The organism is Pontibacillus sp. ABV4_188 (assembly GCF_056311905.1).
Window position 1 is genome coordinate 2621423 of sequence record NZ_CM149975.1, and the last position, 23739, is coordinate 2645161.

Here is a 23739-nt window from a genome sequence, read left to right on the forward strand (position 1 = left end):
ACTCAGAGGGTTTACTATTTAGTACACAGAAGTGTTTTCTTTTGTCATTGTTTCTAGGATCTCTTTTACGCGAGCTAGGAAATTACCAGCTACTAGACCATCTAGAACACGGTGGTCAAGTGATAAGCATAGGTTGACCATATCTCGGGCTGCGAACATCCCGTTCATATAGACCGGCTTTTTCACAATTGATTCAACTTGAAGAATGGCTGCCTGTGGGTGATTGATTACACCCATTGACTGCACAGATCCAAATGAACCTGTGTTATTTACTGTGAAGGTACCACCTTGCATATCATCATTGGTTAATTTTCCATTACGAGCTTTAGTAGCCAGGTCTGTAATGTCTTTTGCAAGGCCTTTTATGCTCTTATCATCCGCATCTTTGATGACAGGAACAAACAGTTCATTTTCTTTCGCTACGGCGATATTTAAGTTAATCGCTTTGCGTTGAATGATTTTATCGCCTGCCCATGTGCTGTTTAGCTGTGGATATTCCTTCAGTGCCTGAGCTACTGCCTTTACGAAGAATGAGAAGAATGTAAGGCTAAAGCCTTCTTTTTGTTTGAAATCTTCTTTAACAGAGTTTCGATACTCTACAAGGTTCGTTACATCCACTTCTACCATCATCCATGCGTGTGGGATTTCGGTTTTTGATTTGACCATATTTTGGGCAATCGCCTTACGTACTCCAGTGACCGGAATCTCAACGTCTCCTTCATTAGCTGTTGGTTGAGGACCACTAGATTGTTTAGCAGGTTGTGGCGCTTTAGCTTCTTTTGTTTCTTTTGCAGGTTGTGATTCTTGAACCTGCTCTTTTTGCTTAGGCGTTTCAGTTGCTTTAGGAAGATCGCCAGAAGCAATGATCTTCTCAATATCTTTTCGAGTAATACGTCCGCCACGACCTGAGCCTTGAACTTGATTCAGATCTATATCATTTTCTTGCGCCATTCGCATGACGGCAGGAGAATAACGCTTTTTCATCGGCTGATCTTCATCATCAGGTGATCCTACGCCATCTTTTTCAACTGGGGTCTCTGGTTTCTCGGAAGCACTTGATTCCTCTGAAGCCTCTCCAGAAGCCTCTGTTTCGATATAGCAGATTAAGTTTCCTACTTCAATCGTTTCTCCTTCTTCTGCAACGAGCTCGACAATTTTGCCACTAAAAGAAGATGGTACCTCTGCATTTACTTTATCCGTCATCACTTCAGCTATTGGGTCATACTTCTCTACTGTGTCCCCAACGGAAACGAGCCATGAACTAATTGTTCCCTCTGTGACACTCTCCCCGAGCTGAGGCATGTTAATCTTTTCTTTAGCCAACTGCTAGCCCCTCCTTCATTCCTAGAATTCAGCAAGATCACGCATTGCTTTTTCAACTTTATCAGGATTCATCATGAAATACTTTTCCATTGGCGGTGAGTATGGCATGGACGGTACATCCGGACCAGCCAATCGTTTAACAGGCGCATCGAGGTCAAATAAGCAATTTTCTGAGACAATTGCAGATACCTCACCGATAATACTACCTTCTTTATTATCTTCTGTAATAAGAAGAACTTTCCCGGTCTTCTTCGCTGCCTCAATAATAGCTTCTTGATCTAATGGGTAAACCGTACGAAGGTCTAGAATGTGAGCGTCAATGCCTTCTTCAGCCAGTTTCTCTGCTGCTTGAAGGGCAAAGTGAACACAAAGACCATAAGTAATCACCGTGATATCTGATCCTTCTCGTTTAACATCCGCTTTCCCTATAGGAAGGGTATAATCATCTTCTGGAACTTCGCCTTTAATTAAGCGATACGCTCGTTTATGTTCAAAAAATAAGACAGGGTCATCATCACGGATGGCAGCTTTCAATAGTCCTTTCACATCATATGGTGTAGAAGGCATCACAATTTTCAAGCCTGGTTGGTTTGCAAATACAGATTCAACAGATTGAGAGTGATAAAGAGCACCATGTACACCGCCACCATATGGAGCACGAATAGTCATCGGTACATTCCAATCATTATTTGAGCGATACCTTGTCTTCGCTGCTTCAGAAATGATTTGGTTAACAGCAGGCATAATGAAATCAGCAAACTGCATTTCAGCTACAGGACGCATTCCATACATCGCTGCACCAATCCCAACACCTGCGATTGCAGACTCTGCAAGAGGTGTATCGATTACGCGCGCTTCTCCAAACTTATCATACAGTCCGTCCGTAGCACGGAATACGCCTCCGCGCTTCCCTACATCTTCTCCTAACACAAATACTTTCTCATCGCGTTCCATTTCTTCATGCAACGCTTGTGTAACTGCTTGAATATAAGACATTACTGGCATATTCGTTCCCCCTCCTTACTCGTCCTCAGCGTATACGTATTTCAATGCGCTCTCAGCTTCTGCATATGGTGCTTGCTCTGCGTAATCAGTCGCTTCATTGATGAGAGATTTCATTTCGTCTTCTAACTCTTTGTCTTTGTCTTCCGTTAACACACCTACTTCTTGTAAGTATGCTTTAAAGGTAACAAGAGCGTCTTTCTTCTTCGCTTCTTCTACTTCTTCTCGCTCACGGTACGTACGATCATCATCATCACTTGAGTGTGGAGTCAGACGATAAGATACCGTTTCAATAAGCGTCGGTCCCTCGCCATTACGAGCGCGATCGGCAGCCCCTTTCACTGCTTCATAAACAGCAAGCGGATCATTGCCATCAACCGTATATCCCGGCATACCGTATCCAATGGCACGATCAGAAACTTTCTCACATGCTAACTGCTTCTCTAGCGGAACTGAAATCGCATATTTATTGTTCTCTACCATTACAATGACCGGCAGTTTATGAACACCTGCAAAGTTAAGACCTTCGTGGAAGTCACCTTGGTTGGATGACCCTTCTCCTAATGTTACTAAGGAAACGAAATTTTTCTTTTCCATCTTTGCTGCAAGAGCAAACCCTACAGCATGAGGAACCTGTGTTGTTACCGGAGAAGATCCAGTTATAATACGATTACTCTTCTGTCCAAAATGGCCAGGCATTTGACGACCACCTGAGTTTGGGTCTTCTGCTTTCGCGAATCCAGATAACATTAAGTCTTTGGCTGTCATACCGAAAGATAATACAACACCCATATCGCGATAATATGGAGCGACATAATCTTGTTCACGATCTAACGCATAAGACGCCCCTACTTGCGCTGCTTCTTGTCCCTGACAAGAAATAACAAATGGGATCTTCCCTGAACGATTTAATAACCACATTCTTTCATCAATGCGACGAGCAAGTAGCATCGTACGATACATATCTAATACTTCTTCGTCTGAAAGGCCTAGTTTTTGGTGACGATTCTCAGTCACAAAAATCCCTCCTTATTATCCGTGAATTTGTTTTCCGTCTACGGCTAAAGCCGCTTCCCCCATCACTTCAGAAAGTGTTGGATGAGGATGAATGCTATGTGCAACTTCCCAAGGAGTTGCATCTAATACTTTGGCGAGTCCGGCTTCTGAAATCATATCGGTTACATGAGGGCCAATCATATGAACACCCAGAAGGTCATCTGTATCCTGATCGGCAACGATTTTTACAAACCCATCAGATTTTCCGTATACAAGTGCTTTCCCAACGGCTTTAAAAGGAAACTTGCCAACCTTTACGGTGTAGCCCTGTTCTTTTGCTTGGTCCTCAGTTAAACCTACACTCGCAGCTTCAGGATTTGAATAAATACAAGATGGAACTTGCTCCATATTCATAGGCATGGGGTCTTGGTCTGTCATATGTTCAACTGCTGTAATGCCTTCATGGGAAGCTACATGCGCTAACTGCATACCACCTATAACATCTCCAATTGCATAAATGTGCGATTCCTTCGTTTGATAGAATTTGTTCGTTTGGATGGCTCCGTTTTCAACCACAATGTCCGTATTTTCAAGTCCAATATTATTTACATTCGGGGATCGCCCAACTGACACAAGCATGCGATCAGCAGAATACGTCTTAGTTTCACCCTTATGTTCTGCCTGAACTTCTACACCTTTTTCTTTCTTTAAGGTTTCGCCAAGAACTTTAGCACCTGTTACGATCTTGACGCCCTTTTTCTTCATAAGACGTGTCATTTCTTTCGAGATATCTTTATCTTCAGTAGGAAGAATACGATCGGTATATTCGAGTACCGTCACCTCAACACCAAAATCAGTCAGCATCGAAGCCCATTCAATTCCAATAACGCCTCCTCCAACAATAACAATAGACTCTGGAAGTTCTTCCATACTTAAAGCTTCATCAGATGTCATCACATATTCTTCATCTACTTCAAGTCCTGGAAGTGTTCTTGGACTTGAGCCGGTTGCTATTAAGACGTTTTTTGGTATGAGCATTTGGTTTTCATCCCCATTATTCATTTCAACAGAGATGGTTCCTGCAGAAGGTGAAAAGATACTTGGTCCCAAAATGCGTCCGAATCCTTCATAGACGTCAATTTTACCCTTTTTCATCAATCCTTTTACACCAGTATGTAACGTATCAATGATGGATTGTTTACGTTCTTGTACTTTAAAGAAATTAAGAGTGGGAGGTTCTGTCTCAACTCCAAATGTATCCGCTTTCTTCGTTTGTTCGAATACTTCTGCACTTCGAAGTAATGCTTTAGAAGGGATACACCCTTTATGAAGACAAGTCCCTCCTAACTTTCCGCTTTCAACAATTGCTGTTTTTAACCCCAGTTGAGAGGCACGAACAGCAGCTACATAACCACCTGTCCCGCCTCCAAGTACAACTAAATCATATTCATTAGCCAATGAAATTTCCCCTTTCATCCGATTGGGTTCGGATAGTGTTTCGGTTGCTCTTCTTGGCGTAACACACGAAGTGTCCCTTCATTGAGAGCTTGCAATTCATTTTCCCCAGGATAGATTAAGCAGTCAGCAATCCAGTTTACACGTTCAGTAATCATAGAAACAAATGATTTCCCAAAGGCGAGGCCTCCGGTAAGGGCAATTGCATCAACTTTACCGCCTAAAACGGCACTCATTGAACCGATCTCTTTTGCCACCTGATAAGCCATTGCATCAAAGATTTGACGAGCTTCTTCATCTCCTTCTTCAATACGCTTCTCTACTTCTCGAGCATCGTTTGTTTCCAGATATGCCATGATGCCACCTTGCCCTACTAGTTTTTTCATCACTTCTTCACGATAATATTCTCCAGAGAAACACATGGATACAAGATCACCAGCTGGAACGGTGCCCGCTCGTTCAGGTGAAAAAGGTCCATCTCCATGGAGACCATTGTTCACATCAATAACCTTACCATGATGGTGGGCACCTATCGTAATTCCTCCGCCCATATGAGTCACAATGACATTAAGCTCCTCATAGGGTTGACCAAGTTCATCTGCTACTCGACGTGCCACAGCTTTTTGGTTTAAAGCATGAAAGATACTCTTTCTAGGAATTTCAGGCACTCCTGAGATTCGTGCAACTTCCTCCATTTCATCCACTACGACCGGGTCTACAATAAAGCTAGGAATATTCAAGCTCTCAGCGATCTCATTAGCAATAATCCCACCAAGATTTGAAGCATGCTCTCCGTTATATCCCATTTTTAAATCATTTAACATTTCTTCATTAACTGCATACGTCCCCCCTTCAATAGGACGAAGCAGTCCTCCTCTTCCACATACAGCATCTAATTTTGAACTACTGATGCCCTCATGATGAAGGGCATCGAGTATGGTTTTTTTTCGAAATTCAAATTGATCGATGATGCGTGGGAATTGAGAGGTTTCTTCCGATGTATGGCGAATCGTTTCTTCGAAAATGCATTGGTCATCGTTAAATACTCCGATTTTAGTTGATGTTGATCCTGGATTGATGACTAGAACGCGATACGATTGTTGCAAGATGTTTCCCCTCCACTCCATACTTCGTTTCATTAACGGCGGCTTAAGATATTGTGACCGTTCTGTAAGAATTTACTTTGTGTTCTACGGCGTTTTTCAATACGCTCTTCAGCCATTCGGTCAGCTGCTTTGTATGTTGGAATGTTGTCACGACGAGCAATATCGAAAACTTCCATGACATTGTCGTAGAGACCTTCTACTTTCTTCATAGCACGTTCTTGGTTATACCCGTACAGCTCATCTGCTACGTTGATTACACCACCAGCATTAATGACATAGTCCGGTGCATACACAATGCCCATTTCGTGAATTTGATCTCCGTGACGCTCTTCTTTAAGCTGATTATTAGCTGCCCCTGCTATAACTTTAGCTTTCAATTGAGGAATCGTATCGTCATTAATTGTAGCCCCGAGCGCACAAGGAGAGTAAATGTCACAATCAACACTGTAGATCTCATCTGGCTCTACAGCTTTCGCTCCGAAATCTTCAACTGCGCGAGCAACTGATTCTTTGTTTATATCCGTTACAATGAGCTGTGCACCTTCTTCGTGCAGGTGCTTACAAAGGTTATAAGATACGTTTCCAACACCTTGAACAGCAATGACTTTTCCTTCAAGAGATGGAGAACCATAAGCTTCCATTGCAGCTGCTTGCATGCCACGGTAAATCCCGTAAGCTGTTACAGGAGATGGGTCACCAGAAGAACCAAACGCAGGAGAGATCCCTGTTACATAATCTGTTTCCTCATGGATTGTATCCATATCATGGACAGTTGTGCCGACATCTTCTGCTGTAATATAACGGCCATTTAACCCTTGAATATAACGACCAAAGGCACGGAACATTTCTTCATTTTTATCTTTTTTAGCGTCTCCGATAATAACCGCTTTACCACCACCAAGGCCTAATCCTGCAGCAGCGCTTTTGTACGTCATACCTTTCGCTAAGCGAAGGGCATCTTCAATCGCTTCTTCTTCACTATCATATGACCACATACGTGTACCACCAAGGGCTGGTCCAAGTGTTGTATCGTGAATAGCTATAATCGCTTTTAGTCCTGAAGCTTCATCTTGGCAAAATACTAGTTGCTCGTAATCGTATTCTTTCATATATTTAAAAATTTCCATGGTTCATTTCCCCCTCTATTTTTCTTCAGAAGTTAATAGTGCTAGCGCTAATGAATATAATTTACTTTCAGCTGTATCAGAACGTGACGTGAGAACAATTGGTGCTTTAGCACCGCTAATAACTCCAGCCACTTTCGCTCCAGCAAAATAGACAAACGATTTATACAAAGCATTCGCAACCTCAATAGCAGGAACGAGTAAAATGTCTGCTTGACCCGCTACATCGGATTGAATTCCTTTTTGACTGGCCGCTTCAAATGAAACGGCATTATCAAAAGCTAGAGGTCCATCAACTATACAATCTTTAATTTGCCCTCTTTTTTGCATTTGAGTTAAGGATGCAGCATCAATAGTTGCTTGCATCGTTGGATTCACAACTTCCACAGCTGCAAGTGGCGCTACTTTTGGCATTTTAATACCTAGCCCTTCGGCCACTTTCACAGAGTTTGATATAATTTGAGCTTTCTCTTCTAGTGTTGGGGTTATGTTCATCCCTGAGTCAGTTAGAAGAACAAAGCTGTCACGATTTGGCACTTCAAAAACCGCTACGTGAGATAACACCTTTCCATCTCTTAATCCAAACTCTTTGTTAAGGACAGCTTTCAATACCATTTTTGTATCGATTTGCCCCTTCATAACCACATCAGAGTAACCCTCTGACACTGATTTAACTGCTTCAGTTGCGGTTAGGGATTGTTCCGGAACGTGCTTCACGTCTGTTCTTTCATCAGAAAGGTCTAGCCCAACCATTTCTGCTACTTGTTGAATTTCGCTTTCATCACCCACAAGAAGAAAATTAGCAAGATCATGTTCTAAAGCGTGTTTTACTGCTGTTAATACTTCCTTGTCAGCCGCCTGGGCGACAGCTACTCTTTTCTTTGATTTTCGATCAACTTTTTTGAGTATGTCTTGCAATTTCACAAAATCACCTTCCCATCACTCTCACATTACTACTTATGCAAAAACCATGCCAACTTAATTGCTTTGAAAACGCTTTTTTCGACAACATCAGCAATGCAGTGTTTTGCATACTATGAAAAATCTTGCATGCTAGTTTTTTCAATTCCATATTTTTCAAGTTTATAATACAAGTTTCGTATCGAGACCCCTAAGGCTTTTGCTGTCTTGGTTTTATTTCCTTCACAAGACCGAAATGCCTCTCTTATAACCTTTCTCTCGTAATCTTCAAGCGACTGCTGCAATGTTTGCCCTTCCCATTCTTTTGAAGGTTCTTCTTTCAGCACAGGATTTTTAGGGTGCTCAAAAAGCTCAGGCAAGTGAGATAGCTTCACTTCCTCTTCATTCATATTCATATAAATCATAGCTCTACCGATAATATTCTCCAGTTCCCGCACATTTCCAGGCCAATTATATTGTTCTAAATAACGCAGGGCCTCTTCAGAAATATCATTAACATTACGGCCATAATCTTGGTTAATCTTATGGATTAAATGGTAAACCAAAGAGGAGATATCAACATTCCTTTCTCTAAGCGGGGGAATGAATATTGGCAATCGGTTAAGGCGGTAGTATAAATCTTCCCTAAAACTCTTATCCATAATGGCTTTCTCCATCTTTACATTAGTAGCCGCAATTACTCGCACATCAATAGAGATCGGTTTCGTCCCACCAACACGGACGATCTCATTCTCCTGGAGAACCCTTAATAACTTAGCCTGCATAGGCAAGGACAACTCGCCTATTTCATCCAAGAATATACTCCCGTGATTAGCTTCTTCGAAATAACCGCGTTTACCACCACGTTTAGCGCCTGAGAAAGCACCCTCTTCGTAACCAAACAATTCACTTTCCAATATCGATTCTGCAATCGCGGCGCAATTCACACGAATAAATTTATTATGCCGACGATTGCTTTCATTATGAATGGCATGAGCAAACAACTCTTTACCTGTACCAGATTCCCCTCTCAACAAGACCGTAGCAGGAGTTTTAGCACCTACCTTCGCTTGCTCAAGTGCAAGAGTCATTTCTGGCGAATCTCCAATAATATCATCGAAGGTATATTTAGCTTCAAGACTTCTTATAATTTGCCGAGCTTTTTTAAGTTCACTTGTTAATGAACGGATTTCTGATACGTCATGAAGAATACCTACACTACCTTTTAACTTTCCATCCACAATCACGGGAGCAACATTTACGAGAACTTCTTTATTCGAAGGTCCGACACTCATCCGCACCCCACGGACGGCACGCCTCGTCTGAAGAACACGCATATGCATACTTTCTCCCTCAGATATATCAGCCGTTGCAGGCTTGCCTACAATATCTTTTTCTGTAAGCCCTGTGATTCGCGTGTAAGCCGGGTTAATCATAATCCCCATTCCATTTTCGTCTACCACAGAAATCGCTTCTTCAGAAGAATGTATAATAGCTTCCAACATCGTTTTAACTTCTTTTAGATCCGTAACTTGCTCAGCCAAATCCACAACTTCTGTAATATCATTAAATACCGCGAAAGCACCTAAAACTTCTTGATTCGACCCGATAATAGGGATTCTCGTTGTAATAATCTTACGTCCATTTTCGAGCTCAAGCTTTTGATTTACTTCTTTACGGCGAACCCGCAAGACATGGGACAACCTTGATGTGGGAATTATTTCGTGAATAGGCTTGTCCATCGCTTCTTTTCTAGTCGTTCCTAGAATGCGCTCTGCACTCCTGTTCATAAATGTCACATCTTCCGATTGATCAATCACAATCATACCGTCATGAATGGCACTTAGAATGAGTTCTTGCTTATGAGTCTGCCTCTTAAGCTCTGACAATAATTCGTTCTTCTCTTCTAGCAGTTCTGATGTTATGTAAGCAACAGAACCAGGGATTACAACCGTTTTCTTCGACCTCGCCTGAAGCAACTCTTCAAAAACCTCTTCATCGCCCGTAGCTTCAATGACAATATCCACATCCTGATTCAAATGCCTTTTCCAATCTGTTCCCGTCGGTATACCCTCACGCCTCGCTAATTGCATACCAGGAGCCTGCTCTTCTGTATCTACAACAGCAACAATTTCCATCATTTCCGTGCCGCCTAAGAGGGTCAACAGAGCAGTCCCTCCTTTGCCAGCACCTACCACTAACACTCTCTTCATCCGCATCCACACCTTGCAATTATTTGCATACTTTTATCTTAGGTGAATCTGCACTTTTTAGCAAGCGTAAGGAGGCTAGGAAGACCTCAAATTCTCTGATATACTACAATTGGAAAGAGCAAAAAGGGGAGACAAACTAATGGCTCGATTTATGGCAATGGTGATCTTATTTGCTCCTGGAGCACTAGCTGTTTTAGGGTTCAAACTCATGCGTGATAGCTTGTTCGGAATCGTACAACCTCTTTTATTTCAGGTGTGGATTCAATTCGCATTCGGACTCCTCTTATTTTTAGGAGGATTAGCCTTTATTGGTGGATTCATTCTTTATCGTGACAAGAAATCCGGAAAGACTAAAGGACGCTTTAAAGTTTAAACAACAATAACACCCCATTAAGAAGACCACCCAATTGTTGGGGGTCTTTTTTTAAACGAACTTACCACACCCGCACCAAGGAATAATCAGTGCATCTAAAAGAGATGAATTTATTCTACACGTTGGTGATCTTTGATGCAAAGAATTCATGTTAACTTTCCTCACACTCTATGTAATATTCTACAAGTTGTTTACAATTTGGTATACTCTAATGAGGGAAAATTTTATTAAGGAGGGAATAGATTGGAGAAATATGTTGAAGTATTTAAACAACAATATCCATTTACAATGCTCACAGAATCACAATATGACCGTGTGTTTACTGATGCTACTGTAAATTCATATAAGAAAAATCAATTTATTTTTCACGAAGATGAAAAAGAGGAAGAAAGTGATATCTACTTTGTTCTTAACGGCCTAGCGAAAAACATCTTACATAGGTCGAATGGTAAACAACTTTCGATCCGCTATTACTACCCCGGAGATCTTGTGGGGATTATGATGATGTTAACGAGTGGAGAAATGAAATTTTCTGTACAGGCCCTCGAAGAAACGAAAGCCATTCGTTTTAAACGAGAACGCTTTGTTGAAATTATGTCTGAGAATCAGGCTTTCTCTAATATTGTCCTAGAAGGCATAAGCAATCTAATGAAGAGTTTATACCATGAAGTGAAATATAAAACGAGCGAGTTGGATGACTCAAGCTACGACCGAGACTTATTTAAGCAACGCGTTGTGTCCTACTCAGAAACCCCTACTACCATCCATCACAACGCATCCATCACAGAAGCTGTTAAAATGATGAAAGATGAGAAAGCTGGGGGGCTTATCGTTTGTGGGGATGACCAAGAATTGATCGGCGTTTTCAATTATCAAGACTTAATCCTCGCCTATTTGCAGGAAGATTTCAACGGACGAATAGAAGAGTACCTAAACGAAGAGCCTTACGCTGTTAATGACCAAGACTTTATTTATGACGCTTTATCATACTTAAAGCATAATCCCGCTGCGATTATACCCGTACTACACAAACAAAAAGTCGTTGGTCTGTTACGGCAAACATCATTTCTCAAGATGCAAAACTCTATATATTTTGATTTACGCTATCAAATCGGTAAAGCAAATTCGTTAGAAGAATTGACAAGTTTATCGCCTCGATATAATAGAGCCTTTCAGCAGTTCGTAGCTCAATTGTTAGATGACAACATGTTCGCTTATGATATATGCGAATTAATCTCGAGTTATAATGACGAATTGCATAAACAAATCTTACACTTAGCTGAAGAAGCCATGGTTGAGGAAGGGTATGGCACCCCTCCCATTAACTATTGTTTTATCGTTATGGGAAGTGAAGGAAGGAAAGAGCAGGCTTTCAGCACCGACCAAGACAATGGAATGATTTTAGATGATTACGAGCACCTTGAGAACAAGGAGGAAATCGATACTTTCTTTAAGATCTTTACTGAAAAAGTGAATTACATGCTAGAAACGTGCGGATTCCCTTTATGCAGTGGTGGCATTATGGCCAAAGAGAAAAAATGGCGTAAATCATTACAGCAATGGCACACTTCTATACAAGAATGGTTGGAGAAAATGGACGCTGAAGAGATCAGGGACTTCACCATATTTATGGATTTCAGACCTATTGTTGGAGATTTCTCTTTAGCTTATAACCTAAGAGAATTTGTTACACAAAAAATCCAACGTTCTTTAACGTTACAACAACTGCTTATGAAGGATACCCTACGTTTCCGTGTTCCAGTACAGCCGTTTGGTCGCATACATGGAACAGGGCGGTCTAAAGTATTAAATTTAAAAAAGGGTGCGATTATGCAGATCGTGAATGCCGTTAGGATTTACACAGTAAAATATGGTATTGATGACGTTAATACGATTAAACGATTGGATACCCTTCGTAAACATGAACGATTCCACCCAAGAGACACAGAGAATGCAAAACTTGCTTTGCATCGATTACTTAGTTTCCGCTTAAAAAGAAATTTACAACAAATACAACTTCAAGAAACACTTAACAATGATATTAGTGTTATGTCTCTTTCTAAAGAAGAAAAGAAAGTATTGCGAGAATCTCTGCTTATCGCCAAACGTCTACAGCAAGTACTTGAACTAAGCTACAACCGAAATCGGGTGGTTTAACGTGCTACCGATTGACTTAGAGATTTTAAAATATATTTTTTTCGAGAGGCACATGTATGCATTTAAGCTCAGACCTTACTTAAATACGAATCAATATCACGAATTATACGAAAAACTTTCTATTCAAGAACATAACGAAGATTTACTAAAGATGCCGATACAAGAAGCTCCCTTTACCATATTTGACTTGGAAACCACTGGATTGCTTCCTGAGTTAGGACATGAAATCATTTCTATAGGAGCGATTCGTATACAAGGGACTAGCCACGTTTCCTACAAACGATTCCATCAGTACGTTCGGCCCATACGACCAGTCCACCAACGAACGCTTACTCTTACTGGCATGACTCGCAAAGATCTCCAGGGAGGTCATACGTTTCTCGAAGCTTATGATGATTTTATGGAATTTAGTAAAGATACAATTCTCGTTGCCTATCCGGCGGCTTTTGATATGAAATTCTTGCAAACGTTACTCAAACGGTGGAAGCTACCAATAGACACACCACCCTCAATTGATGCTCAAAAATTGGTGAAAAAAATGTATCCAAATCACAAACACCAACTTGATTCAATGATTGCATCTTTTGGCATCACACAACTTGAACGACATCACGCCTTAAACGATGCTATAATGACGGCTGAACTGTTCCAACATATTCTTAATGATATTGACTCTTTTGGTATTAAGACTGTTGAAGATGCTATCAATTGGATTCAAAGCTAATAATAGGTGTATTTAAATGCTACACTCTACTTCATCATAAAAAGAGCTTGGATTCCCAAGCTCTTTTACTATTTTTATTCTGTTATAAACTCTTCAAACTCTAATTAATCCTCTTCAAAGAAAGCTTGATATAAGGAACGAACCGCTTCTTCAAGACGGTCAGCCTTTATACCGAACATCATTGATACCTCTGAGGACCCCTGGTTAATCATTTCGATGTTTACAGAAGCTGAAGCGAAGGCGCGTGCAGCCTTACTTGAAACACCGATCGTACTATCCATGCCTTCCCCTACAATCATGATCATCCCAAGATTCCGTTCAATTGTAACTGTATCTACACGCAGTTCTTCTTCAATTCGCTTAACGATAACCGCTTCTTTCTCAGGAGTTAACTGGTCACTTCGCATAATGACAGACATATCGTCTATTCCAGAAGGCGCATGTTCAAAGGAAATGTCCTCTTCTTCCAAAATTTGAAGTAAGTGACGACCGAACCCTTTTTCACGGTTCATTAAATACTTGCTTACATATAAGCTTAAGAACCCTTCATCACTAGCAATTCCAACCACAGGTTGCCCTTTAGCGGTCGAGCGTTCAGCAGAAATCATCGTCCCTTTGCGATCAGGATAATTGGTATTCTTTATACTCACCGGTATACGCGCTTTAAATGCCGGAATTAAAGCTTCATCGTGAAACACAGAAAATCCAGCATACGAAAGTTCACGCATTTCTTTATAGGTTAATTCTACAATTTCTTTTGGATTCGGAACAATGGTTGGGTTCACACAATACACTGAATCCACATCCGTAAAGTTCTCATATAAAGAAGCCTTTACGCCTGCAGCAACAATAGACCCTGTTATATCTGACCCTCCTCGCGGAAAGGCCATAAGTTGGTCATCCTTTGTATATCCAAAGAAACCAGGTATCACTAAAATTTCGTCACGCTTCCTTAATTCATACAACCGTTCATAACTTTCATCTAATACCTGAGCACGGCCTGGTTCATTACTAACAATAATACCAGCTTCTTTCGGATGAACATAAGAAGAGCTGTACCCTAATGATGTTAAATATTGACTAAGTACTTTCGCTAAGGTATCCTCACCCATTGCTTTTAAAGCATCCATTCGATGAGTATATACGGTTTCCCCCGATACAATTGAGCGTAGTTGGTCTTCTACCTCAGTTAACAATTCCTTAGATAAATTTAGGTTTGATAAGATATCACCGAAACGCTCCAAGACTAGAGAAAGAACAGTTTCATATTCATCACCGTGATAACTTCTTTCACCTAATTGAATTAGAAGATCAGTGACTTTTGTATCTTCTGAATGGCGTTTCCCTGGAGCTGAAACAACTATACATTTTCGTTGTGGATCTGATGTAATAATTGATGCTACTTTTTTTAATTGTTCTGCACTTGAAACAGAACTACCTCCAAATTTTGCTACTTTCATTTCGCTTCACCACTTCTTTTTCTTTTTGGCTCTAGTGAACACTTCTATGCATTAAATCACTATTTAAGTAACAGTTACAAGGATACCCTACAAAAAACATATTTGTGAACAGAGCTTAATTTTTTATATAATTTTTAATCTTATCACGAATACCAGAAAGACGTAAGATTATTTTCATATTTTTTTAATTTATTATCGCAATAATACAATAAAGGGTTAAAGCGAACATTAAGGAGTGCATGTTGCTCCATAACGTCTCCACTTCTTACCTGACCGTAAAAATCCATACCATCAAAAAACCAAAAAAAACGCTCTTCTCGAAAGGAGAAGAGACGCTTCATTCTAACCATATATATTTATAATAAAGACTAAAACTTACACTGCCATGTGCTCTAAACGTAATTTATCAGCGACCATCGCAATAAATTCGGAGTTCGTAGGTTTTGCTTTTGTCATGGAGACCGTATAGCCAAATAAGGAGGAAATGGAATCAATGTTGCCACGGCTCCACGCAACTTCAATGGCATGACGAATTGCGCGTTCAACACGTGATGCTGTCGTATTGTACTTTTTCGCAATGTCCGGGTAAAGAACTTTCGTAATGGACCCAAGCAATTCGATATCGTTGTATACCATAGAGATAGCCTCGCGTAGATACATATATCCTTTGATGTGAGCAGGTACACCAATTTCATGAATAATATTCGTAATACTTGCGTCAAGATTTAACTTCTTCTCCGGCTTCCTTTCACGCATGGAGCGGCCAGAACTTTCAAAGTTAGGTGCTAAACCGTATACTTGGCGTATGTGATCCCGAAGATTGTCTAAATCAAATGGTTTCAAGATAAAGTAAGAAGCACCTAAATCGACGGCTTTTTTGGTTGTCTCTTCTTGACCAAATGCTGTTAGCATAATTACATTAGGGAGTTTCTGTTTCCCTAACTCTTTCATCCGGCGGAGAACAGCTAAACCATCAACATGAGGCATAATAATATCTAAAATGAGAACATCTGGATCCATATCCTCTAACATCTCTAAACATTCCTGGCCATTATAAGCTGTACCAATGACCTCAATATCAGACTGTTCATCAAAATAGTCTTCGAGCATATTCAATAGTTCCCTGTTGTCATCAGCTAAGCAAACTTTAATTTTTTCCACGAAATTTCCTCCTTAATTTCTATTGCACCCGCTTTTCCTACAATAAAATTTCGACACTTGTTGGAAATATCCTTTTTTTCTCATAAGAAATGTAATCTTTTTTCGATATTCTTTAATTTCCTTCAATATACTCCCCTATTCGATAAAGTTCCACATTGTTAGCAGAGACGGTTTCGTTTGTCGAATTATCTTTATATTTATTATAACACCATCCCTTAAAATGGCAATGATTACTGATATATGAAATAAGTATACAAAATTCTATTTAATACCTAGTAAAAGACTACTCTTTAAAAAGTCATCGTACATAAACCCCTCTCATTTTTCGCAAAAAAAAAGACAGGATATAGTCGTTCCCTGTCTTTAACTCGCTTTTTGTTTTGGTTTCGAATTATAAATATCAATTCCGGCTTCGTGGAGCATCCATTCAATATGCACCCCGTAACCTGATGTCGGATCGTTTACAAATACATGGGTTACCGCTCCAACCACTTTTCCATCTTGAATAATAGGACTGCCACTCATCCCTTGTACAATTCCTCCTGTAACCTTAAGCAACTTAGGATCCGTAATTTTAACAATCATCCCTTTTGTCGCAGGAAACTTCTGAGGTACTGTACTTACAATTTCAACATCAAATTCTTCTACTTTTTCACCTTCTAAAACCGTTAAGATTTTAGCTGGACCTTCTTTCACCTGATGGGACAAAGCTATTGGCATCGGTTTGTCACGCAAGCCATTGTCGACTTGTTTGTCTAATTCACCAAATATCCCAAAGGGACTATTCCTCGTAATTGAGCCAATTCGGTTTTCTTTAGCAGAGAATCGTGCATGCTTTTCTCCTGGTACCCCATTACTTCCTTTATCTATAGAGGTAACATTGGAGCGTACAATCGTTCCTTCATGAATTTCGATTGGCTTTCTTGTATCCATATCGGAAATCACATGACCTAAAGCGCCATATTTTTTCGAGTCTGGATGGTAAAACGTCATCGTCCCTATTCCTGCAGCTGAATCCCTTATATACAAACCTATACGGTATTTAGAATCTTTATGATCATATTTAGGTGTCAAATTGGTTTCGAATGTCTCATCGTTTCGTTTCATCGTTAGTTTTAACGCTTCTTTGTCTTCTCCGGCTTTTTTTACAAATGGAGCAACATCGCTCATCTGCTTAATGTCTTTACCATTTATTTTAAGTAAGATATCTCCTACTTTTATTTTGGCATCTTCTCCGGGAGAAACTTTACCTGATGAAGTCTCCACTAAATGATGACCTACAATTAAAACTCCAAGTGTATGCAATTTTACACCAATTGACTGACCACCTGGGATCACTTTGAAATCATCCAGAACATTCACATTTACCTTCTTAATTGGGAGTCCCGACACTTCATAAAGAACGGAACTCTCGCCGACTTCATTGCCAATTAACGCGTTACCATCTTGACTAACAACAGTATCGCCTGCTTTGATTTTTGTTTCGGCTGATGCAAGTGTTGGAATGGTTCCTGGGTGTTGATCCTTAAAGATAGTCACCTGATCGGGGATCGAAAAATACGTTTGAACAGGTTTGAAAAACGGTACGCTAACAATAGCGACAAGGAGCAGGATACCAAGTGTCTTGCGAAAAACTTCAGTTACCTTCAAATAGTTCACTCTCCTTGCTCCCAACCCATTGCTTATCATTTTATATCTGTACTTATAATGTGGCCTTCTAGCCTCCGTTTTAAACCCTGCAAACATGAGAAAAACAAGGCATTCTTTCCTCTATTTCATTACAGTTATAGGTATAGAATCTGACAAATCGACTTAAGTTATACGTATAAAAGTTTTGTTTATTATTCACGAAAATGCAAAAAAGAAAAACTGCCGAATCGACAGTTTTATACGTGTTGCTTTTTAAATTTGTCAGCAAGATCGAGCAACTCGGTAGCATGATCTTTTGTAGTTTCCGTCATTTCTGCCCCACTAATCATGCGGCTCAGTTCTTCTACTTTATTTGGTGTATCTAATTCCTCTACTACAGTCGTTGTCCGATCGTTTTCAACCTCTTTGCGTATATACAAATGGGTATCGGCCATCGCTGCGACTTGAGGCAAATGAGAAATGCATAACACTTGTGATGCAGCTGAAATGCCATGTATCTTTTCAGCTATCGACTGCGCCACACGACCACTCACTCCAGTATCGACTTCATCAAAGATCACACTCGTGACACCCTGGTGCTTTGAGAATATACGCTTTAAAGCAAGCATAATACGAGATAACTCCCCACCACTGGCCACCTTATGAATATCTTTCAATGGCTCTCCTGGGTTAGTCGTAATCATAAACTTGATAAGATCATATCCATTTGGTCCAATTTTAACTGATTTCCCATCTATAACTGGGTCTTGTGCTGATCCTTCAGAGCTCGAAAAGTCTACTCCAAAAGCCGCTTTTTCTAGATGTAGATCTTTCAATTCTTCATGAATCGCATTCGTTAACTGGATGGAAGCTTCTTTACGTACTTCATGTAGTTGTTTTGCTTCTAAAGCAACGTCTTCAGCCTTTTCATGGATAGATTGTTCTAATTTAGAAACGTGGGTATCCTTATTTTTAATTTGATCAATTTCCTCTTCTACTGAAGCTACGTATTCTAAAATGTCATTTACACTTTGGCCATACTTTTTCTTAAGGCGGTTAATTTCGTTTAGCCTTGATTCTATTGAATCAAGCTCTTCTTCACTAAATTCCAGACCATCAAGCTGATTCCGCACTCCATGTGCTAACTCTTCCACCATGTAATAGTGATTAGCTAACTCCTCAGCCTTTTTCGCAATTTCATCATCATAATCCCGGGCATTCTCAAGAGAGGATAAAGCAAGAGACAACCAATCCATTGCTTTTTGTTCGCCATATAAAGCATTGTATCCATCATGAAGTCCCTTATAGATCTTCTCATGGTTCATTAATTTATTACGTTGCTCTTCAAGCTCATCGTCTTCCCCCGGTTTTAAGTTTGCCTGATCTAATTCATTGTATTGAAACTCTAAAAGATCAAGACGCTGCGCCATTTCCTGTTCGTTTTCACTTAATTCCTTATATCGTTTTTTCAAAGCGTCAAATTCTTTGTATAATTCTAAGTAGTCGGATTTTGCTTGACCTATTTCGTTACGATCGAATAAATCCAGCAATTCTATATGTCGATCCACATCCATGAGGGATTGGGTCTCGTGTTGTGTATGTATATCAATGAGGGTTTGACCAAATTCACGCAAAATAGCCAGCGTTACAAGCTTCCCGTTCACACGACAGATGCTCTTCCCGTTGGCACTGATGGTACGATTTAATACAAGCATTCCATCGTCTGCTATATCTACACCAAATATTTCCGCTTTATGGTAAGCTTGGTGGCGATCATGATCAACGTAAAACAGACCCTCAATCTCTGCCTTCTTCGTTCCATAACGAACAAATTCTGCTGAACCACGACCACCAGTAAGCAACTGGATAGCATCGATAATGATGGATTTTCCTGCTCCCGTCTCTCCAGTCAAAACAGTTAAACCCTCTTTAAATTGAACGGAAACTTCATCAATTATAGCAAAATCTTTAATGGATAATTCAGCTAACACAAGCTAGCACCTCAACTTTTCCAAAATGATTAAAGCATATCAAGAAAGCGATCTCGAATCTGTTTAGCGTCTTCTTCCGAGCGGCAAATAATTAAACATGTATCATCTCCACAAATCGTACCTAAAATCTCGTCCCAATCCAAGTTGTCCACGAGTGCCCCTACCGCATTCGCATTACCTGGAAGGGTCTTCATTACTATAAAGTGACCTGCCGTATCAATACGCACAAACGCATCAATCATTAACCTCTTTAATTTCTCCAACGGATTAAAGCGCTGATCAGCAGGCAAGCTATACTTGTAACGTCCATCAACCATAGGCACTTTTACTAAATGCAATTCTTTGATATCTCTTGATACGGTTGCTTGAGTCACGTTATATCCTAAGCTCTTCAAACGATCAACGAGATCATCCTGTGTTTCAATATCATTCTCAGCAATTAGTTCCCTGATCTTAATATGTCGTTGCCCCTTATTCATTCTATCTCCCTCTCTTCTTTCCCTGTTTCAGGTAGGATCAATCTTGAGTTCATAAGCGTCATTATCGCACCGGTAGAACCTTTAAAAAATGGGGCCACAAAACGTAGCCCCATTCGTTTAATCTATTCACAAATTAATGGGCATCGTGGGCTTCACGTACAATCTGTTCTACATCAACATTCGGTTGAATCATACCCTCATTATTACCCTTCCATCGTAAATGAGCTAAAAACTCAATATTACCATCCCCTCCGGTAATCGGAGAATAAGTAACTTCTTCTACAATGTAACCTGTTTCAGCTGAAAACTGTAACATGTCTGAGAGTACCATTTTATGAACCTTCGGATCACGTACGATGCCCTTTTTACCAACTTGCTCCCTACCTGCCTCGAACTGAGGTTTGATGAGAGCCACTACATCTCCATCATTCTCAATTAAAGTCCCAAGAACAGGTAAAATTAATTTAAGTGAGATAAACGATACATCAATTGAGGCAAAGTTTGGAATCCCCTTTGTTAAGTCCTCTTGTGTAACGTAGCGAAAGTTCGTGCGCTCCATTACCGTAACCCGTTCATCGTTGCGCAAAGACCAGGCCAACTGATTATACCCTACATCAATTGCATAACTTTGCGTAGCTCCATTTTGTAAAGCACAATCCGTAAAGCCGCCTGTAGAGGAACCAATATCGATAAGGATTTTATTCTTTACAGTAAGGTCAAAACTCTGCAAAGCCTTTTCTAGCTTAAGCCCACCCCTACTAACATAAGGAATGGCTTTTCCTTTTACCTGAATTGATATGGACTCATCCACTTTCACTCCGGGTTTATCCAACTTTATCGTTTCAGAAAATACTAACCCTGCCATAATTGTTCGTTTTGCTTTCTCTCTTGTTTCAACTAAACCTCGTTCTACAAGAAGTGTATCAAGTCTAACTTTTTTGCTCATTGCTTCAAGCCCTTTGCTTTTGTTCTGGTAGTATTTTTTTAATAGTGGATACAATATTTTCAGATGTAAGGCCAATTTCTTTGTAAAGTTCTTTCACGCTACCGTGTTCAATGAACCGATCCGGTACACCCATACGGTGAATCACCTGATTATAATATTGTTCTTCCTCTGCAAACTCTAGAACACCACTGCCAAAGCCACCTTTTAAAACAGCTTCTTCAATAGTTAGAAGTGGCATCGATTGTTTCATCAAATCATGCAGCATCGCTTCATCCATTGGTTTAATAAACCGAGCATTTACAACCTTAACAGAAACACCTTGTTTCTTTAGTTCTTCACTTGCTTTTAAAGCCATAGGAATTGTTGTTCCAAATGTAAGGATGGCAGCATCTGTACCTTCTTGCAGAACTTCCCATGATCCAATCGGGAGTGTCTCGAGCTGCTCGTCCATTTTCACTCCGAGTCCATTTCCTCTAGGGTAACGGAGAGCGATAGGTCCATCATCATATTCAAAAGCTGTGTTAACCATATGTTGACCTTCATTTTCATCTTTTGGCATCATAATCGTCATATTTGGAAGGTGACGTAAAAAGGCAATGTCAAACACTCCCTGGTGTGTCTCACCATCCGCCCCAACTAACCCAGCACGGTCTATGCCAAACGTTACATTTAAGTTCTGGCGACAAACATCATGTACTAATTGATCATAACCACGCTGCATGAACGTAGAGTATATTGCAAGAAACGGTTTCATCCCTTGTGTAGCTAAACCAGCTGAAACAGTGGTAGCGTGTTGTTCTGCAATCCCAACATCAAATAAACGATCAGGGAACTCTTCCCCGAATTTCTCTAATTTAGAACCAAGAATCATCGCTGGGGTAATGGCTGCTATACGGTTATCTGTACGAGCTTTTTTGCGAAGAGTCTCACTAATGACTTCACTCCATGCCGGAGGAGCATCTGTGGGTTTAATCTTTTCACCTGATTCGATTTTATATGGTCCAACACCATGCCACTTGTCCTTCTGGTCATTCTCAGCAGGATGATACCCTTTACCTTTTTGGGTCATCACATGGACAATTACAGGGCCATCTGTCTTCTTAGCATACTGTAAATTCTCCATCAGATCCTCGAAGTTATGGCCATCAACTGGTCCATAATAAGTAAATCCAAGTTCTTCAAAGAACATTCCAGGTAGCATAAAGTATTTCATGCTATCTTTTAAGCGTTCCGCAGCGTTAGCAAGCCTACCGCCCACTGCTGGAATTCGTTTCAGTACCCACTCTAATTCATCTTTCACCCAGTGATATTTACTCGCACTTCTCATACGGCCAAGTACATTGTGAAGCGCACCCACATTTTGAGCAATAGACATTTCATTATCATTTAGAATAACCGTAACATTTTTCTTCTCATCACCGATATGATTTAAAGCTTCAAGAGCCATACCACCAGTTAATGCACCGTCTCCGATAATTGGGAGAATAGAGTGGTCTTCACCTTTTAAATCACGGGCAATAGCCATCCCCATTGCCGCCGAAAGAGAAGTAGAGCTATGTCCTGTTTCCCAAACATCATGCTCACTTTCACATCGTTTTGGAAAACCGCATAACCCTTGATATTGACGTAATGTATCAAATTGGTCTGTGCGACCTGTAAGAATTTTATGAATATAAGACTGATGACCAACGTCAAATAGGATTTTATCTTTAGGGCTATCATACAGTTTATGCAGAGCAAGGGTAAGCTCTACTACACCTAAATTCGCTCCTAAATGGCCACCGGTAACAGATAGTTTCTCAATAAGAAAATTGCGGACTGAAGCCGCTAATTTTTCCAGGTCTTCATTAGAATATTCTTTTAAGAAGGATGGGTCCTTGATAGTATTAAGATCCATTCGGGATCACTCGCCTTCATCATGATTTTCTAGAGGATTTTTTACCTCTTGGTAAAATGGTAATGTTTAATTTTCTTTCCACAAGTGAAATGACCCGCGCTGCAAAGAAAATTATATCGGTTGAAGCATGGATTGCAAAGTATTTACCGAGCGCCTTGCCTCCAACTGTCACTGCCGCCACAATGCTTGTGAAAATCACTGAGATAACCAAATTGGTAGTTGAGTCTTCGGAATGCCCGAGAATAAATGTTAGACGCAAAACAACCATTGTTGCAGCTGTACCACTTATAACGCCAGCGATATCTCCAATTACATCATTACAAAAGCTAGCAAACCGATCAGCATTTCGAACAATCATAATCGCCTCTTTGGAACCGTTTACTTTTTCAGCTGCCATTGCATGAAAAGGGACTTCGTCTGCAGCTGTTGCCGCTATGCCTAGCATATCAAAGAATACTCCAATTGATACAATAACGAAAACGATAATGATCCCTAACAGATAGTAAACGTCATCTAATATATAATTAGAGATAACTGTAAAAATAGCCGCTAACACAAAAGTGATAACGGCGATCCCCAAGCTAAATTTTAAAGAATTTTTTAGTTGTGTCTTCATGGATTAACCTCTATATTTTTAATTCATTCATTAAATATGTATGAAAATCAGGATGGTCACCTAAAAGATAAAAACTGCGGCTTAGGTCCAGTAGGTTTTCCCAAGCGAGTACCATGTGTTGCCACATCGGCGGTTCCCCTTTAAACTCACCTTAGCACCGTCACCGATTACTAGACTGGATTGCCAC

Annotated in this window: 19 protein-coding genes; 3 read left to right on the forward strand and 16 right to left on the reverse strand. The window is 40.3% G+C overall.

What is annotated here, in order from left to right; genetic code table 11:
* Window positions 1-18: 18 nt before the first annotated feature.
* The 8 genes from ACYX4O_RS13545 to ACYX4O_RS13580 all read right to left on the reverse strand — a co-directional run bounded on the left by ACYX4O_RS13545 (window position 19) and on the right by ACYX4O_RS13580 (window position 10119).
* The gene (locus tag ACYX4O_RS13545; RefSeq protein ID WP_476351593.1) at window positions 19-1323 is read right to left on the reverse strand and encodes a dihydrolipoamide acetyltransferase family protein; all 1305 of its coding nucleotides are present in this window, start codon (window positions 1321-1323) and stop codon (window positions 19-21) included.
* Between the two features lie 21 nt (window positions 1324-1344).
* Window positions 1345-2328 carry an alpha-ketoacid dehydrogenase subunit beta gene (locus ACYX4O_RS13550; protein ID WP_188655285.1) on the reverse strand — a complete coding sequence of 328 codons (984 nt, stop codon included), beginning with the start codon at window positions 2326-2328 and terminating at the stop codon, window positions 1345-1347.
* A gap of 15 nt (window positions 2329-2343) precedes the next feature.
* Window positions 2344-3288, reverse strand: a complete 945-nt coding sequence (locus ACYX4O_RS13555; RefSeq protein WP_188655322.1) for a thiamine pyrophosphate-dependent dehydrogenase E1 component subunit alpha — start codon at window positions 3286-3288, stop codon at window positions 2344-2346.
* Between the two features lie 69 nt (window positions 3289-3357).
* Complete coding sequence (gene lpdA / locus ACYX4O_RS13560) at window positions 3358-4779, reverse strand: dihydrolipoyl dehydrogenase (RefSeq protein WP_476351594.1); 1422 nt, start codon at window positions 4777-4779, stop codon at window positions 3358-3360.
* 14 nt (window positions 4780-4793) lie between these two features.
* A complete protein-coding gene (gene buk / locus ACYX4O_RS13565) occupies window positions 4794-5903 on the reverse strand; it encodes a butyrate kinase (protein ID WP_476357141.1) in 1110 nt (369 codons plus the stop codon).
* A gap of 11 nt (window positions 5904-5914) precedes the next feature.
* Window positions 5915-7009: a branched-chain amino acid dehydrogenase gene (gene bcd / locus ACYX4O_RS13570; protein ID WP_476351595.1), complete on the reverse strand. Its 1095-nt coding sequence runs from the start codon at window positions 7007-7009 to the stop codon at window positions 5915-5917.
* A gap of 15 nt (window positions 7010-7024) precedes the next feature.
* Window positions 7025-7930, reverse strand: coding sequence for a phosphate butyryltransferase (gene yqiS, locus ACYX4O_RS13575; RefSeq protein WP_476351596.1), 906 nt, complete (start codon window positions 7928-7930; stop codon window positions 7025-7027).
* A 110-nt stretch (window positions 7931-8040) separates the two neighbouring features.
* Window positions 8041-10119: a sigma-54 interaction domain-containing protein gene (locus ACYX4O_RS13580; protein WP_476351597.1), complete on the reverse strand. Its 2079-nt coding sequence runs from the start codon at window positions 10117-10119 to the stop codon at window positions 8041-8043.
* A gap of 139 nt (window positions 10120-10258) precedes the next feature.
* Between ACYX4O_RS13580 and ACYX4O_RS13585 the strand changes: the two genes are divergently transcribed.
* The 3 genes from ACYX4O_RS13585 (at window position 10259) to ACYX4O_RS13595 (ending at window position 13373) form a co-directional block, all read left to right on the forward strand.
* Window positions 10259-10492, forward strand: a complete 234-nt coding sequence (locus tag ACYX4O_RS13585) for a DUF2627 family protein (protein ID WP_476351598.1) — start codon at window positions 10259-10261, stop codon at window positions 10490-10492.
* A 243-nt stretch (window positions 10493-10735) separates the two neighbouring features.
* Window positions 10736-12649, forward strand: a complete 1914-nt coding sequence (locus ACYX4O_RS13590) for a DUF294 nucleotidyltransferase-like domain-containing protein (RefSeq protein WP_476351599.1) — start codon at window positions 10736-10738, stop codon at window positions 12647-12649.
* A 1-nt stretch (window position 12650) separates the two neighbouring features.
* Entirely contained in the window at window positions 12651-13373 is a 723-nt protein-coding gene (locus ACYX4O_RS13595; RefSeq protein ID WP_476351600.1) for a 3'-5' exonuclease, read from the forward strand.
* A gap of 104 nt (window positions 13374-13477) precedes the next feature.
* Here the strand turns inward: ACYX4O_RS13595 and ACYX4O_RS13600 are convergent, their stop codons facing one another.
* The 8 genes from ACYX4O_RS13600 to ACYX4O_RS13635 form a co-directional block, all read right to left on the reverse strand.
* A complete protein-coding gene (locus ACYX4O_RS13600; protein ID WP_476351601.1) occupies window positions 13478-14833 on the reverse strand; it encodes an aspartate kinase in 1356 nt (451 codons plus the stop codon).
* Between the two features lie 375 nt (window positions 14834-15208).
* Entirely contained in the window at window positions 15209-15994 is a 786-nt protein-coding gene (gene spo0A, locus ACYX4O_RS13605; protein ID WP_188655292.1) for a sporulation transcription factor Spo0A, read from the reverse strand.
* Window positions 15995-16357: 363 nt separating this feature from the next.
* Window positions 16358-17683 carry a SpoIVB peptidase gene (gene spoIVB, locus ACYX4O_RS13610; protein ID WP_476351602.1) on the reverse strand — a complete coding sequence of 442 codons (1326 nt, stop codon included), beginning with the start codon at window positions 17681-17683 and terminating at the stop codon, window positions 16358-16360.
* A 197-nt stretch (window positions 17684-17880) separates the two neighbouring features.
* A complete protein-coding gene (gene recN, locus ACYX4O_RS13615) occupies window positions 17881-19614 on the reverse strand; it encodes a DNA repair protein RecN (protein ID WP_476351603.1) in 1734 nt (577 codons plus the stop codon).
* Window positions 19615-19643: 29 nt separating this feature from the next.
* The gene (gene ahrC / locus ACYX4O_RS13620) at window positions 19644-20093 is read right to left on the reverse strand and encodes a transcriptional regulator AhrC/ArgR (protein WP_476351604.1); all 450 of its coding nucleotides are present in this window, start codon (window positions 20091-20093) and stop codon (window positions 19644-19646) included.
* Window positions 20094-20226: 133 nt separating this feature from the next.
* A complete protein-coding gene (locus ACYX4O_RS13625) occupies window positions 20227-21039 on the reverse strand; it encodes a TlyA family RNA methyltransferase (protein ID WP_476351605.1) in 813 nt (270 codons plus the stop codon).
* A gap of 4 nt (window positions 21040-21043) precedes the next feature.
* Entirely contained in the window at window positions 21044-22936 is a 1893-nt protein-coding gene (gene dxs, locus ACYX4O_RS13630; protein ID WP_476351606.1) for a 1-deoxy-D-xylulose-5-phosphate synthase, read from the reverse strand.
* Window positions 22937-22955: 19 nt separating this feature from the next.
* A complete protein-coding gene (locus tag ACYX4O_RS13635; protein ID WP_476351607.1) occupies window positions 22956-23552 on the reverse strand; it encodes a hypothetical protein in 597 nt (198 codons plus the stop codon).
* Window positions 23553-23739 lie beyond the last annotated feature (187 nt).